This window comes from Solwaraspora sp. WMMA2101 (assembly GCF_049179175.1).
Lineage (GTDB): Bacteria > Actinomycetota > Actinomycetes > Mycobacteriales > Micromonosporaceae > Micromonospora_E.
Window position 1 is genome coordinate 5,235,436 of record NZ_JBMHMA010000006.1, and the last position, 16,788, is coordinate 5,252,223.

At 72.8% G+C, this 16,788-nt stretch carries 15 protein-coding genes; 12 read left to right on the forward strand and 3 right to left on the reverse strand.

Going from position 1 to position 16,788, the window contains the following annotated elements; genetic code table 11:
* Window positions 1–4: 4 nt before the first annotated feature.
* Together ACN28F_RS24830 and ACN28F_RS24835 are read right to left on the reverse strand one after the other, a co-directional pair.
* Window positions 5–868, reverse strand: coding sequence for an extradiol ring-cleavage dioxygenase (locus ACN28F_RS24830; RefSeq protein ID WP_289210262.1), 864 nt, complete (start codon window positions 866–868; stop codon window positions 5–7).
* Window positions 869–892: 24 nt separating this feature from the next.
* Window positions 893–1,075: a hypothetical protein gene (locus ACN28F_RS24835; protein ID WP_289210263.1), complete on the reverse strand. Its 183-nt coding sequence runs from the start codon at window positions 1,073–1,075 to the stop codon at window positions 893–895.
* A gap of 146 nt (window positions 1,076–1,221) precedes the next feature.
* Here ACN28F_RS24835 and ACN28F_RS24840 point away from each other — a divergent pair, with 146 nt between their 5' ends.
* The 12 genes from ACN28F_RS24840 to ACN28F_RS24895 all read left to right on the forward strand — a co-directional run bounded on the left by ACN28F_RS24840 (window position 1,222) and on the right by ACN28F_RS24895 (window position 15,908).
* Window positions 1,222–2,061 carry an IclR family transcriptional regulator domain-containing protein gene (locus ACN28F_RS24840; protein WP_421359941.1) on the forward strand — a complete coding sequence of 280 codons (840 nt, stop codon included), beginning with the start codon at window positions 1,222–1,224 and terminating at the stop codon, window positions 2,059–2,061.
* 126 nt (window positions 2,062–2,187) lie between these two features.
* Window positions 2,188–4,422: an acyltransferase family protein gene (locus ACN28F_RS24845; RefSeq protein ID WP_421359942.1), complete on the forward strand. Its 2,235-nt coding sequence runs from the start codon at window positions 2,188–2,190 to the stop codon at window positions 4,420–4,422.
* Entirely contained in the window at window positions 4,422–6,020 is a 1,599-nt protein-coding gene (locus ACN28F_RS24850; RefSeq protein ID WP_421359943.1) for a hypothetical protein, read from the forward strand. The genes ACN28F_RS24845 and ACN28F_RS24850 overlap by 1 nt, the downstream gene beginning before the upstream one ends.
* A gap of 13 nt (window positions 6,021–6,033) precedes the next feature.
* A complete protein-coding gene (locus ACN28F_RS24855) occupies window positions 6,034–6,771 on the forward strand; it encodes a sugar phosphate nucleotidyltransferase (protein ID WP_289210267.1) in 738 nt (245 codons plus the stop codon).
* 25 nt (window positions 6,772–6,796) lie between these two features.
* Window positions 6,797–8,098: a nucleotide sugar dehydrogenase gene (locus ACN28F_RS24860; RefSeq protein ID WP_421359945.1), complete on the forward strand. Its 1,302-nt coding sequence runs from the start codon at window positions 6,797–6,799 to the stop codon at window positions 8,096–8,098.
* Complete coding sequence (locus tag ACN28F_RS24865) at window positions 8,098–9,135, forward strand: NAD-dependent epimerase/dehydratase family protein (protein ID WP_421359947.1); 1,038 nt, start codon at window positions 8,098–8,100, stop codon at window positions 9,133–9,135. The genes ACN28F_RS24860 and ACN28F_RS24865 overlap by 1 nt, the downstream gene beginning before the upstream one ends.
* Window positions 9,126–9,977: an FkbM family methyltransferase gene (locus ACN28F_RS24870; RefSeq protein ID WP_421359949.1), complete on the forward strand. Its 852-nt coding sequence runs from the start codon at window positions 9,126–9,128 to the stop codon at window positions 9,975–9,977. Before ACN28F_RS24865 ends, ACN28F_RS24870 begins: the two co-directional genes overlap by 10 nt.
* Window positions 9,978–9,979: 2 nt before the next feature.
* Window positions 9,980–11,041, forward strand: coding sequence for a sulfotransferase domain-containing protein (locus ACN28F_RS24875; RefSeq protein ID WP_289210878.1), 1,062 nt, complete (start codon window positions 9,980–9,982; stop codon window positions 11,039–11,041).
* 22 nt (window positions 11,042–11,063) lie between these two features.
* Window positions 11,064–12,284 carry a glycosyltransferase family 4 protein gene (locus ACN28F_RS24880; protein WP_421359950.1) on the forward strand — a complete coding sequence of 407 codons (1,221 nt, stop codon included), beginning with the start codon at window positions 11,064–11,066 and terminating at the stop codon, window positions 12,282–12,284.
* Window positions 12,281–13,474, forward strand: coding sequence for a glycosyltransferase (locus ACN28F_RS24885; protein WP_421359951.1), 1,194 nt, complete (start codon window positions 12,281–12,283; stop codon window positions 13,472–13,474). Before ACN28F_RS24880 ends, ACN28F_RS24885 begins: the two co-directional genes overlap by 4 nt.
* Complete coding sequence (locus ACN28F_RS24890) at window positions 13,453–14,754, forward strand: lipopolysaccharide biosynthesis protein (RefSeq protein ID WP_421359953.1); 1,302 nt, start codon at window positions 13,453–13,455, stop codon at window positions 14,752–14,754. Before ACN28F_RS24885 ends, ACN28F_RS24890 begins: the two co-directional genes overlap by 22 nt.
* 29 nt (window positions 14,755–14,783) lie before the next feature.
* On the forward strand, window positions 14,784–15,908 hold the full coding sequence (locus tag ACN28F_RS24895; RefSeq protein ID WP_421359954.1) for a DegT/DnrJ/EryC1/StrS family aminotransferase: 1,125 nt from the start codon (window positions 14,784–14,786) through the stop codon (window positions 15,906–15,908).
* An 18-nt stretch (window positions 15,909–15,926) separates the two neighbouring features.
* On the opposite strand, the gene ACN28F_RS24900 is transcribed toward ACN28F_RS24895, so the two are convergent.
* The gene (locus ACN28F_RS24900) at window positions 15,927–16,775 is read right to left on the reverse strand and encodes a helix-turn-helix transcriptional regulator (RefSeq protein ID WP_289210275.1); all 849 of its coding nucleotides are present in this window, start codon (window positions 16,773–16,775) and stop codon (window positions 15,927–15,929) included.
* Between the last annotated feature and the right edge of the window lie 13 nt (window positions 16,776–16,788).

Consider the following 16,788-nt stretch of genomic DNA (forward strand, 5'->3'; position numbering starts at 1 on the left):
TTGCTCATGCCGGCGCTCCGTTCGGGTACCAGGTGAAGTAGGCCTCCATGGTGTGGAACAGATCGAGGGTGTCGACGTGGTGTGCCTTCGCCCCGGCACCGGCGACGCCTATCATCAGCATGAAGTCCATGAAGCCGTGGGTGGCGTTGCCGGGGGAGTGCAGGCTGTCGAGCGTCACTTCGGCGAGGCAGCCGTCCAGGTCGCCGTTGGCGATCCACTCCACCGCCCGCTGGTCTAAATCCGGGTCCGGGCCGTGCGGGCCGAACTGGCGCGGCCCGCCGAGCTCCAGCGACAGGTGGCCGGTGCCGATGACCGCCACCCGCAGGTGGCTCGGCCAGGATTCGACGATGTCCCGGATCGCCTCGCCGAGCTGCACGAAGCGTTTCGGCTGCGGCAGCGGCGGGGCGAAGATGTTGGTGTAGATCGGCACGATCGGCAGGTCGGCCTCGGGCCGCAGGGTGATGATCGGGCAGGTGATGCTGTGGTCGATCCGCAGTTCGTTGCTGAACGCCAGGTCGAAGCCGGCGTCCAGGCCGGCCCGCAGCAGGTGCCCGGACAGGTCCTCCTGGCCTTTGAGCAGCATCCGGGGCAGGCCGAACTCGCGTTCCTCGTTGTACCAGTTGGCGTCGTAGAACGGCGCCTTGCCGACCAGGAACTGCGGCATGTTGTCCAGCCACAGCTGGTAGAAGTGGTCGGAGCCGACCATCACCAGCGCGTCCGGGTTGGCCTTGGTGAGGGTCTCCCGGAAGGCGAGGATCTTGCGCTGCCACTCGTCGGCGAAGGGTGGCCGGTCCTCGCCGGTGGCGGTGGTGGCCCGGTAGTAGAACGGGTGGTGTGTGGAGGCGATGACCGCGACGATGCTGGCCATGGCCGCTCCTTCCAAGAGTTGGGATCAGGCGGTGGCAGGGGGGACGTAGCGGGCGTTGCGGTCGACGGTGCGGTAGATCTCCATGCCGAGCGGGTTGCGGCGTTCCTCGGCGAGGTGGCCGAGCAGCCCGGCGGTGCGGGCCAGCAGGGCGAAGCCGCGCAGCAGGTCGACCGGCAGGTCCAGGTCGGCCAGCGCGGCACCGCACACCCCGGCGCCGTTGAGCGGCAGGGTGCGGCCGAGGACCTGCGGGTGGACCCGGCCGACTCTCTGGACAACCCCCGGCGGACACCCGTCCGCCGGGCCGTCCCCGGCCGGGGTGTCACCCGCCGGGTCACCGGCAGCGGAGGGTCGCCATGGCGCGGAAAGCCGGACGTGAAGCCGGTGCCGACTTCATCGAGGCGCTGGCCCGGGGGCTCGACGTGCTGCGCTGCTTCCGGCCCGGCCGGCCAACGATGACGTTGAGCGAGATCGCCGCCGCGACCGGGCTGGCCCGTCCGACCGTACGGCGGATCCTGCTCACCCTCGAGGAGCTGGGGTACGTGCGCAGCGCCGCCGACCGGGGTTTCGCGCTCACCCCCCGGGTGCTGGAGCTGGGCATGGCGTACGTCAACGCGTTGAGCATCTGGGACGTGGCCCGCCCGCACATGCAGCGCCTGGTCGGGCAGACCGGCGAGTCGACGTCGATGGCGCAGCTCGACGGCAGTGACATCGTCTACGTGTCCCGGGTCGCCGTGCCGAAGATCGTCACCCTGGCGGTGACCATCGGCACCCGGTTCCCGGCTGTGGCGACCTCGATGGGCAAGGTGCTGCTGGCCGCGCTCGACGACGAGGAGCTGACCGCCGTACTGGCCCATCCGGGTCGCTCCGGCATCTCCCCACGCTGGCAGCCGGAGCGCGCCGAGCTCGACCAGGTGCTGCGCGAGGTCCGCGCCCGGGGCTGGGCCGCCGCCGACCAGGACCTGGCCGCCGGGATCCGGTCGGTCGCCACCGGGGTACGCGACGGCGACGGCCGGGTGGTCGCGGCGGTGAACGTGACCGTGTACGCCGCCGAGACCTCGATGGAGCAGCTGCTCGGCGAGTATCTGCCGAAGTTGCTCAGCACCGCCGCCGACATCAGTCACGACTGGGCGTTGCTGGCCGCCGTACCGATGTCGACCGTACGGCAGTTCGCCGCCCAGCCCGTGCACGGCTGACCGGCCGACCGTACCGTCGACTCCTGGGCGGCTTTGGTCCGATTGTGCCCTTTTTTCGGTAAACATCGCTCTTGTTCGGAAAGGCGCTGATAGAACTGTCCGTACCTGTCGGGGTTCGGAGAGTGGGTGCGCAGCGCAATGACCAGTGCCGAGCTGGCCACGAGCGAGCCGCGAGTGGCCGTAGCCGCGCCAGCGTCGACCGTGGTCCGCCCGGCCGCGGCCGGTCGTGAAAACTCCGCAGTGGACACCGCCCGGCCGACGACCGACCACCGCGGACCCACCGGCGGATTCCGCCGGGACATCGAAGGGATGCGCGCGGTCGCCGTCGCGCTCGTCGTCGCCTACCACGCCAAGGTGCCGCTGTTCGGCGGCGGCTACGTCGGCGTCGACGTCTTCTACGTCATCTCCGGTTTCGTGGTCACCACCGTGCTGCTGCGCGAGTTCGCCAACACCGGCTCGGTGTCGATCCTGGGCTTCTACGCCCGGCGGGCCCGGCGTCTGCTGCCCGCCGCCATGGTCGTCCTCGTCGCCACCCTGATCGCATCCTGGTGGTGGCTGCCGCTGCAACTGCAGTGGATCGCCACCCAGGCGGTCGCCAGCGTCGCATACTGCGTGAACTTCCTGCTCGCCCGCAACAGTGTCGACTACCTCGACTCGATGCGCCGCGAGTCGCCGCTGGAGCACTACTGGTCGCTCGCCGTGGAGGAGCAGTTCTACCTGTGCTGGCCGCTGCTGCTGATCGTCCTGCTGCTGTGGGCCCGGCGCCGGCGTGCTGCCGGCCCGATGGCCGGCGGTCACGCCGGCCTGCCGGTCGTGCTCGGCGTCGTCGGCACACTGGCCGGGGCGTCCTTCATGCTCGGCGTGTGGCTGACCGCCCACTCACCCGGGTACGCCTACTTCGGCTCGCCGGCCCGGGCCTGGGAACTGCTCGCCGGCGCGCTGCTCGCGCTCGGCCTGCCGACCGTCGCGCGGATCCCGGCCCGGCTGGCCGCCGGCCTGACCTGGGTCGGCCTGGCCGCCGTGGTGGCGGCGGCGCTGCTGTTCGACGGTGCCACCCGGTTCCCCGGGTACGCCGCACTGCTGCCGGTGGCCGGCACCGCGTTGGTGATCGCGGCCGGGAGTGTCCCGCACACCGGGGGAGCCGTGGGGCTGCTCGGCCGGACACCGTTGCAGTGGACCGGTCGGCTGTCCTACTCGTGGTACCTGTGGCACTGGCCGTTCCTGGTGATCGGCGCGGCGCTGCTCGGCGGCACCGCGATACCCTGGCAGAACCTGGCCCTGGTGGCCGGTGCGCTGCTCGCCGCCGTGGTGACGTACCGGCTCGTCGAGGACCCGCTGCGCCGCGCCCGGGTGCTGGCGGTGCGTCCCTGGCGGACCATCGGGCTGGCCGCGGTGGCGTCGGCGGCCGCCGTGGCCGTGGCGGTGTCGGCGGTGCTGGTCCGCCCGACCGTGGCCGGCACCGGTGCCCCGGTCGACACCGCGGCCGTGCTGTCCGCGTCGACCGACGTGGAGCGCGACCTTCGCCGGCTGGTCGCCGCCAGCGTCGCCGCACCGGCCGTACCGGCGAATCTGACACCGCCGTTGCCGCAGGTCACCGCGGACATCCCGACGGTGTTCCAGGACGGCTGCGTGGTCCTGAAGATCACCGACACCGGCACCGACCACCCCTGCGGGTACGGCGACCCGACGGCGGCCCACACCGTCGTGCTGTTCGGCGACTCGCACGCCGGCAGTTGGTTCCCCGCCCTGCGTGAGCTGGTGACCGCCCGTGGCTGGCGGTTGATCGTCATGGTCAAGGGCTTCTGCAGCGCCGCCTCGGTCCGCTTTCGCCTCGACTCGGTGAACCGCCCGTACGACGAATGTGTCCAGTGGCGGGACCGGGCGCTGGACCGGATCCGCGAGCTGCGGCCGGCAATGGTGGTCACCTCCTCGACCAACTACACCTTCGGCGACCCGGTCGGCGTCTTCACCGAACGTGACCAGGTCTGGGCGGACGGCTGGGCCGGTACGGTGGCGGAACTGCGCTCCCACGGCAGCCAGGTGGTGTTCATCGGCGACGTGCCGTGGCTGCCCCCGACCGTCGTCGACTGTCTCGCCGTCCATCTCGACGACGCCCGTACCTGCCACGGTGCCGTCGACGACGTGGTGCTGGAGCCGCGTCGTCGCCAGTTGACCGCCGACGCCGTAGCCGGGCACGGCGTGCTGGTCGTCGACCCGACGCCCTGGTTCTGCACCACGACGGTCTGCCCGGCGCTGGTCGGCAACGTCGTCACTCTGCGCGACGGCAACCACATCTCGGCCACCTACTCGCGGCTGCTCTGGCGGGTGCTGGACGAGCGGATCGGCCGGCTGGGCGCCTAGTGGCGGCGATCGAGGCGAGACCCGCTCCTGCCGGGGCGCCTGCCGCGTCGTGCGCCGGTCGGCCGGCTGGTGGCCCCGCCGACGCCCCGGGCGTCAGCTGGCTGCTGGCCGCCGTACTGGTCCCGGCGACCAGTGTGGCGCTGGCCGCGACGAATCCACTGCTGCAGCACTGGTTTCTCATCCCGGTCACCGTGTGCGGGGTGCTGATCGGGGTGGACGCGGTCGAGTGGTTGCTGCGCCGACGCGACGTGTTCGACCCGCAGGCGATTCTCGGCCTCTTCGGCCTTCATTTCTACTACCTCGCCCCGATTCTGCACGTCACGCTCGACTTCTGGCCACCGCTGCTGTTTCCATCCACACCGGACTGGCGGGCCGCGCTGGGCGCGATGGCGCTGCTGAACGCGGTCGGCCTGGCCGGTTACCGGGCGATCGTGTCGGCCCCGGCCGGCCGCCGCGCCGAGGTCAAGGTCCAGCGGCATGGCGGGATGCGGTTCCTGAGCTTCGACGAGGGGCGGTTCCAGCGGTTCGCGGTGACGGCGGTCGCGGTGGGTCTGTTGGCGTTCGCGGCCCTGGTGACCCTGCTCGGCGGGCCGGCGGGCTTCCTCACGGCGATGACCCAGGACCGGCAGGCGCTGGCCGGACTGGGCTGGCTGCTGCTGCTCAGTGAGTCCTTCCCGCTGTTGCTGTTCTGTCTGGTGGCGGTGCGCTGGCGTGGGGTGCTGCGGCAGCGCACCGGCCTCGTGGTGGTGCTGCTGGTGGGGCTGGTCGTCGTCCAGTTCGCGGTGAGTGGGCTGCGGGGCAGCCGGTCGAGCGTGCTGTGGCCGCTGGTGCTGGGTCTGGTCCTGATCCACCTGGTGGTCGTCCCGATCACCCGCAAGGCCTTCTTCGCCTCGGCGGCCGTGGTCGTGGTCTTCGTCTACGGCTACGGGCTCTACAAGGGTGCCGGCGTCGAGGTGATGGACATCGCCAAGGGCATCCGGACCGTCGAGGAGGTCTCCGAGACGACCGGGCGGGGTCTGCCGATGGTGCTGCTGGGGGACTTCGGCCGGGCCGACATCCAGGCGTTGCTGCTGGACCGGGAACGCACCGACGCGGCCGGCTGGAGTCTCGGCAGCACCTATCTGGCCGCACCGCTGTCCCTGGTGCCCGGCACCCTGGGCGACGCCGACCTGCGGGACAAGTCCCAGGTCGGCACCAACGCGTTGTACGGGCCCGGGGTGTACGAGTCGGGGCTGCGCTCCGAGCGGGTCTTCGGGATCACCGGCGAGGCGACCCTGAACTTCGGTCCGGCCGGTGCGCTGGCGTCGTTCGCCGTCCTCGGGCTGTTCCTGCGGTTCGCCCGCCGCTACCACCGCTGGGCGAGGCGGTCGTCGCAGCTCACGCCGAAGCTGCTCTGCGTACCGCTGGGTGCGGTCACGGTCATCCTGGTGACGGCCGACCTGGACAACATCCTCGCGTTCTACGTCGGCGAGGTGCTGCCGTTGACGGTGGTGGTGTTCTGCGCGCTGGCCCGGCGGCCGGCGACAGGGGTCGACAATCCCAAAGTTGGACATTATGCCTCTAAGCGAGTGTTAGCCTCAAATACAATCGAATCGTGACGGAGGGTGCGCCATGGATGACATGCATGCCGTGATCATGGCGGGCGGCAAAGGCGTCCGCCTGCGGCCGTACACCACCGCGCTGCCGAAACCACTGGTGCCGATCGGGGACGACTTCGCGATCCTGGAAATCGTCCTGCATCAACTCGCCGCGTACGGCTTCCGCACCGCGACACTGGCCATCAACCACCACGGTTCGTTGATCCGGGCCTTCGTCGGCGACGGCACCCGGTTCGGCCTGCACGTCGACTACGCCGAGGAACGGACCCCGCTGTCCACCGTCGGCCCACTGTTCGGGCTGCGCGACCGGCTACCGGACCGGTTCCTCGTGATGAACGGCGACATCCTGACCAACCTGAACTACGCCGACCTGCTGCGCGCCCACGTCGACTCCGGCGCCCCGGTGACCGTCGCGACCTTCCGCCGCAAGGTCGAGGTCGACTTCGGAGTGCTGGCCGTCGAAGGCGACAAGGTCGTCGAGTTCAAGGAGAAACCCGTCCTCGACTACCGGGTCAGCATGGGCGTCTACGGGCTCAGCAAGGCCACGATCGCGGCGTACCCGGTCGGTATCGCCCTCGGATTCGACCGGCTGATGACCGACCTCATCGACCGGGGCGACCCACCCGCCGCCTACGACTTCGACGGCTACTGGCTCGACATCGGCCGACCCGAGGACTACGACGAGGCGAACCGCACCTTCGCGACGCTCGCGCCGATCCTGCTGCCGGCGGCGTTGCGCGACCCCCGGTGACCACCCGTATCCCGAAGGAGAGACCGTGTTCAACCGGATCGCAGTAGTGGGGATGGGCTACGTCGGCCTGACGCTGGCGGCCGGCCTGGCCCGCAACGGCTTCGAGGTGTACGGCGTCGACAGCTCGCCGACCGTGCGGGACTCCCTCGCCCAGGGCCGCGTGCACCTCTACGAACCGGGCCTGGCCGACGCGCTGACCGAGACCCTCGGCACCTCGCTGTTCATCCACCCGGACCTGCCGGCCGGCCTCGACGCGGCGATCATCTGCGTGTCGACGCCGGTACGCGCCGACACCCGGCAACCGGACCTGACGAACATCGCCGCAGCGGCGGCGCAGATCGCCCGCCAGTGCGGGCCCGACACCCTCGTCGTGGTGCGCAGCACCGTACCGGTCGGCACCAGCCGGCGGACCGTGCTGCCGGCGCTGACCGCGGCCTGGGGCCGGGCCCGCCTGGTGATGGCCCCGGAACGCACCATCCAGGGCCAGGCCATGCGGGAGCTGGCCGAGCTACCGCAGATCGTCGGCGGCCTCGACGACGCCAGCCGCAACGCCGGGGTGGCCCTGTTCGGGGTGCTCGCCCGCCAGGTCGTCCCGGTCTCCAGTCTGGAGGCCGCCGAGCTGGTGAAGCTCGCGAACAACTGCCACACCGACCTGATCTACGCCTACGGCAACGAGATCGCCCTGCTCGCCGGGGCGCACGGCGTCGACCCGCTGGAGGTCGTCCGGGCCGCCAACCACGACTACCCCCGGCCCGACCTGGCCCGCCCCGGGTTCGTCGGCGGCAGCTGCCTGACCAAGGACCCGTACCTGTTCGGTGCCAGCGCGCCGGCACACACCCCGCTGCTCGTCGCGGCCGCCCGCCAGCGCAACGAACAACTGCCGGTGCAGGTCGCCGAGACCGTCGTCGGGCGGCTGCGGCAACTGCGCGGCGGCACCGCCGGTGCGACCCTGGCCGTCCTCGGCTGGGCCTACAAGGGCTGGCCGCCCACCGACGACATGCGGGGCGCGGCGATCGTGCCGATGATGCCGGTCTTCCAACGGGCCGGGCTGCGGGTACTCGGCCACGACCCACTCGTCACCGACGAGGTCGTCCGGGCACACGGCGGCGACCCGGTCAGCCTGGACAAGGCGTTCAGCGAAGCCGACGCCGTGCTGGTGCTCAACGACCACCCCGACTACCGGGCGCTGCCGGTGACGACGCTGCTGCCCGGCACCGGCGTCCGGCTGGTCTACGACTCGTGGCGCATCCTCGACGAGGAGCTGGTCCGGGCCGCCGGCGCCCACTACGAGGGCATCGGCTACCGCCCGGCCGGGGAGCTGGTGTGATGCGCGCGCTCGTGCTCGGCGGAGCCGGCTTCATCGGACTGCACCTGACCCGTCGGCTGCTCGCCGACGGACACACCGTCACCGTCGTCGACGACTTCTCCCGGGGCCGCGACGACGCCGAACTGGCCCGGGTCTGCGCCGACCCGGCCGTCGAGGTGGTCACCGGTGACCTCACCCGCGCGAGCACCTGGGCGGCGCTGCCCCACCGGTTCGACCAGGTGTACCTGCTCGCGGCCGTCGTCGGGGTCCGCAACGTCGAAGCCGACCCGGCCCGGGTGGTCCGGGTCAACGCGCTGGTCGCCCTGCACCTGATGGACTGGCTGACCACCGCCGACCGGGTCTTCTTCAGCTCCACCAGCGAGGTGTACGCCGGTGCCGTCGACGCCGGCGTCGCCGCCGTACCCACCGGTGAGGACGTGCCCGCCATGGTGGCCGACGTCACCGCGCCCCGGTTCGCGTACGCCACCAGCAAACTGCTCGGCGAGGCCGCCGTGCTGCACGGCGCCCGCGCCGCCGGAGCCGGCGCCGTCGTCGGCCGGTTCCACAACGTGTACGGGCCCCGGATGGGCGCCGACCACGTGGTGCCGGAGATGGCGCTGCGGGCGATCCGGGGCGAGGACCCGTTCCGGGTGCCCGGCGCCGACCAGTACCGGGCCTTCTGCCACGTCGACGACGCGGTCGAGGCGGTCCTGCGGCTGATGGCCACCCCGGCCGCGACCGGGCAGATCGTGCACATCGGCAACGACGCCGAGCAGACCAACATCGCCGACCTGGCGAAACTGGTGCTGCGGACCGCCGGCAGCCACGCCAGCCTGCAACCCGAGCCGGCACCGCCCGGCTCGGTGCACCGGCGCTGCCCCGACCTGCGTACCCTGCGCCGGCTGACCGGCTACGAGCCGCAGGTCGGGCTGGACGACGGCGTCGCCCGCACCTTCGCCTGGTACCGCGACCACTGGCGACCCGACCACGGGCACCGCGCCGCCACCGGCCCGGTCCGGCCGGACCACACCGGAAAGCAGGTGCCGCCATGTCGGTGAGTCTGCGCCGACGGATCCTCGACGCGGTCGACGACCGGGTGGATCCGCGGATCATCGCCGGGCTGGGCGGGATCGCCCTGTCGCTGCGCTCCCGGTCGCGGTGCGTCGTGCGCTACGAGGACCAGGACTGGATCCACCGGTACCCGAGCGGGGTCGTGGTCAACACCACGCTGGGCGGGGCGTGCGCCGCGCAGGAGGACCGGATCGCCCGGGACACCTTCCTGTACGCCCACCAGCCGCGCCCCGGCGGCACGGTCGTCGACATCGGCGCCGGCGTCGGCTCGGAGGTCCGGATCTTCTCCCGGGCCGTCGGTGACACCGGCCGGGTGCTCAGCATCGAGGCGCATCCGCGCACCTTCCGCTGCCTGCGCCGTACCGTCGAACTGAACCGGTTGTCGAACGTGACCCTGCTGGAGTGCGCCGTCGTCGGCGAGGCCGGCCCGGTCCGCCTCGACGAGGACACCCTCGGCCACATCCGCAACGGCATCACCCGCGCCGACGCGCCCGACAGCGACACGGGTGCCGGCGGTGTCGAGGTCGTCGGCCGACGGCTGGACGAGATCCTGCACAGCTGCGGCGTCGACCGCGTCGACCTGCTCAAGATGAACATCGAAGGCGCCGAACTGGAGGTGCTGCGGTCCGCCGTCGACGTGCTCGACGTCGTCGACAACCTGGTGGTCTCCTGCCACGACTTCAAGGCCGACGGCCCCGCCGACGCCTGGATGCGCACCTTCGCGCCGGTCAAGGCACTGCTGCGCGCCGCCGGCTACACGATCACCACCCGGCCCGGCGACCCCCGGCCGTGGATCCCCTACTACGTGTACGCGAGCCGGGGCAGGTGAGCATGCGACTGCTCTACATCGGCGGGATGGGCCGCAGCGGCAGCACCCTGGTCGAACGGATCCTCAACGAACTGCCCGGCGTCTGCGGCCTCGGCGAGGTCGCGCAGGTCTGGGACAACGGCGTCCGCGACAACCGGCGCTGCGCCTGCGGCGCCGCGTTCCACGACTGCCCGCTGTGGCGGCGCATCGGCGAGTACGCCTTCGGCGGCTGGCACAACGTCGACCTCGACCGGGTACGCCGACTGCGCGACACGGTCGGCCGTACCCGGCACCTGCGGCGGCTCGCCGGGCCACGACTGACCGGCCGCCGCCGATCGCGGGTCGCCACCTACGTCGGCTACCACGCGCGCATCTACACGGCGGCGGCGACCATCACCGGAGCACAGGTCGTCGTCGACTCGTCCAAGGACACCGCGTTGGCGTACGGCCTGCGCTGGGCCGGCCCGGCCGACCTGCGGATCCTGCACCTGGTACGGGATCCGCGCGGGGTCGCGTACTCCTGGATGAAACCGGTCCACGACCACGAAGCCGGCACCCTGGTGCCGGTGCCGACGTTCCCGTCGGTCCGGTGCGCGCTGAGCTGGAGCGGGCACAACGCCGCCTACGATCTGCTGGCCCGCCTCGGCCGCCGCACCGACGTCCCCGGGACCGACCTGCGGATACGCCGGATGCGCTACGAGGACGTCCTGGCCGATCCGCCGGGTGCCCTGACCGCCCTGGCCGACTTCGCCGGCCTGCCCCTTGCCGAGGCCGACCTGTCCTTCCTGGGCGACGACCACGCACGGTTCAGCACCCTGCACAGCGTCTCCGGTAACCGGATGCGGTTCGACACCGGCCGGCTGCGGCTGCGCGTCGACGACGCCTGGCGCGCCTCGTTGCCGGCGGGGCACCGACGGCTGATCGGCACCCTGACCGCCCCGTTGCTGCGCGCGTACGGCTACCACCGGCCGACGCCGCCGGTCGAGTCCGTACCGCCGGGCGCTGCGGCCGAGTCCGTACCGCCGGGCCCGCCGGCCGGGTCCGGGGCCGAACCTGCCCGGCACGGCGCCGGCCAGAAGGTGTGACCTCGAACGCAAGGAGACGTCGATGCGAGCGGTGGTAGCCGTCGAAGGACGGATCGCACGGACCCCGGACGACAGACTGTGGACCGAGATCGGGCAGGACCACCAGTTCTGGACCCGGTACCTGACGGCGTTCGACGAGGTCCGGGTGGTCGCCCGGGTACGCGACGTCGCCGTCGCGCCGCCCGAGGCGAAACGGGTCGACGGCCCGCAGGTGCAGGTGCGGCCGGTGCCGCACTACCTCGGCCCGTACCAGTACCTCGCCCGCCGGGCCGCGATCGGCCGGGCGCTGCGCGACTGCGTCGGACCCGCCGACGCGCTGATCCTGCGGGCCCCGACACCGGTCGGCGGCCTGCTCGCCGCCGCCCGGGACCGGCAGCGACTGCCGTACGCGGTGGAAGTCGTCGGTGACCCGTACGACCTGTTCGCCCCCGGCGTGGTGGACCACCCGCTGCGGCCGGTGCTGCGCCGCACCTGGGTCCGGCAGCTGCGCCGACAGTGCCGGCGCGCCATCGCCGTCGGGTACGTGACCGAACAGTTCCTGCAGGCCAGATATCCGACCGCCGCGGGCGCGATCAGCGTCGCCGTCTCCGACGTCGACCTCGCCCCGGCCGCGTACGTCGACACCCCCCGTACGGCCGTCCGGCCCGCCGGACCCACCACGCTGATCAGCGTCGGCTCCCTGGAGCAGCGCTACAAAGGCGTCGACACCCTGATCGCGGCGCTCGCCGGACTGGTCGCCGCCGGCCGCGACCTGCGGCTGGTGCACGTCGGCGACGGCCGGTACCGGCCATGGCTGACCGACCTCGCCCGCCATCACCGCGTCGCCGACCGGGTCGAATTCACCGGCGCGCTGCCGCCGGGCGACGCCGTCCGCCGGCGACTCGACGCCGCCGACCTGTTCGTCATGCCGTCGCGCACCGAAGGTCTGCCCCGCGCGATGCTCGAAGCGATGGCGCGGGCGCTGCCCGCCGTCGGCTCCACCGTCGGCGGCATCCCCGAACTACTGCCAGCGGAGTTCACCGTCGCGCCCGACGACCCGCACCGGCTGGCCGCGACCATCGCCGCGCTGCTGGACCGGCCGGAGCTGATGGCCGCCGCGTCGGCCCGCAACCTGGCCCGCGCCCGGGACTACGCCGCGTCCGAACTGCGCGCCCGCCGGGCCGGCTTCTACCAGGCCGTCGCCGACGCGACCGCCGCCCGGTGCCGCCGACACGCCACCACCCGGCAGAGGAGCTACACGTGAGCCGGCCATTCGCCGCTTCGACCACCAGGACACCGGCTGCGGCAGCGTCGGCGGCGGTCCGGGAGCCGGCGGAACCGGTGCACGTGGTCCACGTCATCGCCAGCCTGGACCGGGGCGGCGCGGAGACACTCTCGCTCGACATGTGCCGGGCGATCCCCGCCGACGAGGTCCGGCAGACCTTCATCACCATGGGCGGGCGCGAGGGCAGCCTCGCCCCGCAGTTCCGGGCCGCCGGAGCCGAGGTCGTGCAGGTCCCGCAGCACCCGGCCGTCACCCACCCGGTGCGGCTGTGGCGGTGCCTGCGGTCCCGGCCGGTCGACGTGGTGGTCTCCCACATCAGCCTGTTCAGCGCGATCGTGCTGGCGGTGGCGATGCTGCGGGGCGTACCGGTGCGGATCGCCCGGATGTGGAGCGAGGGCGACGGCCGCCGCGACACCGCCGCCCGCCGAATGTTGCGCGCCGTACTGCGCCGCCTGCTGCACCTGGTCGCCACCGACATCGTCGCCGTCAGCGACGCGGCGATGGCGTACGCCGGACGCCGCGTCGGCCTGCCCGGCTGCCGGATCCTCTACAACAGCGTCGACGCCGCCCGGGTCGCCGGCCCCGACCGGCTCGCCGCCCGCCGGCAGTGGAGCATCCCCTCCGACGACGTCGTCATCGGCTACATCGGCCGGGCCGCACCGGAGAAGAACCGGCCGTTCCTGGTCGACGTGCACCGCGCGGTCCGCGACCAGACACCGCCGGGGCAACCGACGACCCGGCTGCTGGTCGTCGGCCCGTGCGGCACCGACGACATCGTGTCGGCCCACCCCGACGTGGTCGACGACCCGACGGTCACCCTCGCCGGCGAAGTCGACGAGATCGCCTCGGTCCTCGCCGCCGCCGACGTGTTCGTCCTGACCTCCCACTGGGAGGGACTGCCCGGGGTGGTCCTCGAAGCGCTCGCCGCCGGGCTGCCGGTCGTCGCCACCGACCTGCCCTGCCTGCGGGAGGCGTCCCGGTACGTCAACGGGCTCACCCTCGTCGACCTGGCCGCCGGAGCACACCGGTGGGCCGAGGCGGTGACCAGCGCCGTCCGGACCGACCGGGACGGGCGGGCCCGGATCCGGGCGAGTTTCACGGCGTCGCCGTTCCAGACCCGGCACGCGGCCGCGCAGTGGCGGACACTGTGGCGGGCCGACCCCCGGTGATCCGCAGCCGGCGGTCCACCCTTGCCCTGCTGACCGCCTCCAGCGCCGTCCAGCTGGGCAGCAACATGGTGGCGGCGCTGCTGGCCAGCGCGGTGCTCGGCCCGCACGGGCGTGGCCTGATGGTGCTCGGCGTCTCCACCGCCGGAATCGTGCCACTGCTCGCCGGCCTGGGCACCGGTCCGCAACTGCGGGCGGCGTACCCGTCGACCCTGACCGGCACCCGCCGGCGCGACCTGGTTGCCAGCTACACCTGGTGGTCGGTCGCGGCGGTCGCCGTCGCCGCCGTCGCCGCCGTCGCCGTCTCGGCGGCCTGCGCCCCGCTGATCGACCCGGGCCTGACCGACCCCCGCTACCTGCTCGCCCTGTCCGTGCTGACCTGCGGGTACGTCGCCCACACCCAACTGCCCGACAGCTGGTACGCCGCCGGCGGGTTCCGCAGCGGCAGCCTGTGGGCGATCACCACCACCGTCGGCGGGACCGTCGGGCTGCTCGTCGCCGTGGCCGTCGCCCCGGCCGTCTGGACCCTGCTGGCCGGCCAGGGCCTCGGCATGCTCGCGGCGGTCACCGTACAGGTGACCCGGCTGCGCGCCGCCGGGCTGCTGAGCTTCGCGCGACCGACCCGCAGTGACCTGTCGGCCCTGCTCCGCCACGGGGTCCGGGCGCTCGGCCTCACCCTCGGCCTGGCGCTGACGCTACGGCTCGACCGGTACGTGCTCGGCGCGATCACCGGCGCGGCGACGGTCGGCGTCTACTCGGTGGCGTCCACCCTCGGCCAGCTGCCCCGGATGGTGCCCACCGCCATCGGCCAACTCGTCAACCGCGACGCCGCGCTCACCGACCGCCCGTTGCGCCCGGTACGCACGGTGACGACCACCGCCGTCGCCGTCGTCGCCACCGGCGCGGCGACCGTCGGACTCGGCTGGCTGGTGATCGTGCCACTGCTCGGCCCGCAGTTCGCCGGTGCCCGGCCGCTGTTGCTGGTCCTCGTCGTCGCCGAGATCGCCTTCGTGCCGTACGCGGTGGCCAGCCGGGCGCTGCTCGGCGCCGGCCGGATGGGCGCCGTCGGCGCGTTCGGCCTGCTCTGGAGCGCGGTGGCGGTGCTGCTGTTCGTCGTCGCAGTCGGGCTGTGGGGCGCGCTCGGTGCGGCCCTGGCCTGCGTCACGCTGTACGCCGGACTCTCCGTCTCGTCCTGGTGGCTGCTGACCCGACGACTCACCCGCCGCCCGGCCCGGGAACCGGCCGAGGCGCGCCCACGACCCGCCCCGTTGACCCGGGTGTGAAGCCACCCTCGACGACAGGAGTCAACTCGATGCTCGCCTACGGACAGCCCTGCCTCGACGCCTCCGACGCCGACGCGGTCGCCGACGCCGTCCGCACCGGATGGCTGGCCGCCGGACCGACCGTCCACCGGTTCGAAGCCGCACTCGGCGCCCACCTCGGCGGAGTCGGCTGCGTCAGTGTCAGCTCCGGCACCGCCGCGCTGCACACCGCGTACGCCGCTGTCGGCCTGCGCCCCGGCGACGAGGTGGTCACCACGCCGTTGACGTTCGTGGCGACGGCGGCCACCGCCGCGCTGCACTGCGCCCGGGTGGTCTTCGCCGATGTCGAGGAGGCCACCGGCAACCTCGACCCGGCCGCCGTCGCGGCGGCGGTGACGACCCGGACCCGGGTGGTCACCGCCGTCGACTACGCCGGCCACCCCGCCGAGTACGGACAGCTGCGCAAGGTGGCCGCCGAGGCGGGGGCGGTCCTCGTCGACGACGCCGCGCACGCCATCGGGTCGACGTACCGTGGGGTGCCGGTCGGCGCGCTGGCCGACCTGACGACCTTTTCGTTCTACCCCACCAAGAACCTCACCACGGGGGAGGGCGGCGCGGTGACCGGCACCGACCCCGACCTGCTGGACCGGGTACGCCGGTTCGCCAGCCACGGCATGGTGCGCGACCCGCAGCGGCTGCGCGAACCCGACGAGGGCGGCTGGCACCAGGAGGTGCACAGCTTCGGGCTCAACTACCGGCTCTCCGACGTACTGTGCGGTCTCGGACTCAACCAGCTGGCCCGGCTGCCGCAGTTCACGGCCCGCCGGGCACAGCTGGCGGCCCGCTACGGTCAGCTGCTCGCCGACCTGCCGGGGCTGCGGCTGCCCGAACAACGGCCCTGGGTCGACCCGGTCTGGCACCTCTACCCGGTGCGGGTCCGCGACGGCCGCCGTCGCGAGGTCTACGACCGGATGCGGGCGGCCGGCATCGGCGTGCAGGTCAACTACCTGCCGGTGTACCGGCACCCGGTCTTCGCCGATCTCGGCTATCGGCGCGGCCTGTGTCCGACGGCGGAGGCGTACTACGCCGAGGAGCTGTCGCTGCCGATCCACCCGGAGCTGTCCGACGCCGACCAGGACCGGGTCATCGACGCGCTCCGGACCATCCTGCGCTGAAGCTGGCAGCTCGTCGCTTCAGCGGTCAGCCGTCGCGAAGTGCTGGTGTCCCAGCACCGCGAGCAGCCGGATCTTGTCCTCGGCCTCGCTGCCCGGCCGTGGCGTGAGTACCAGCAACGCCTGCGACTGGTCCTCGGTGAACAGGGCCTGACAGTCCACCTCGATCGCACCGACCTCCGGATGCACCACGATCTTGTGGTCCGAGAACCGGCGGGCGACCTCGTGCCGCTCCCAGAGTTCGTGGAACTCGGGCGACTCGGCCAGCAGCGCCCGCACCAGCTCACCGGCGCGTGAGTGCGGCCCGGCCGCGCCGTGCACCACCCGCAGCGAGGCGACGAGGCCGCGGCCGTGCCGGTCGTGGTACTCCGGCGGGTACACCGCCCGGGAAGCCGGATCGGTGAACCACCGGTAGACGTCGCAGCGGGCCAGGCCGGTACGCGCAGCCGGATCGCCGAAGATCGACACCGCCAGCCGGTTCGCCACCAGCGCCTCGCCGAGCGACGACAGAATCAACGCCGGGGTGTCCGCCATCCGGTCCAGCACCCGCAGCAGGGCCGGGGCGACGTGGGTGTCCTCGGGCGTACGGCGGGGGACGTTGTGCCCGGCCAGCCGGAACAGATGGTCCCGTTCGTCGGCGGTCAACCGCAGCGTCCTGGCGAGCGCGGCCAGCATCTGCGTCGACGGCTGCGGGCCGCGCTGCTGCTCGATCCGCACGTAGTAGTCGGCGGACATGCCGGTCAGCGCCGCGACCTCCTCCCGGCGCAGTCCCGGCGTGCGACGACGCGGCCCGGACACCAGACCGACGTCGGACGGGCGCAACGCCTCGCGGCGGCGGCGCAGGAAATCGGCCAGGGCAGCACGGTTCATGCCGTCCATGGTG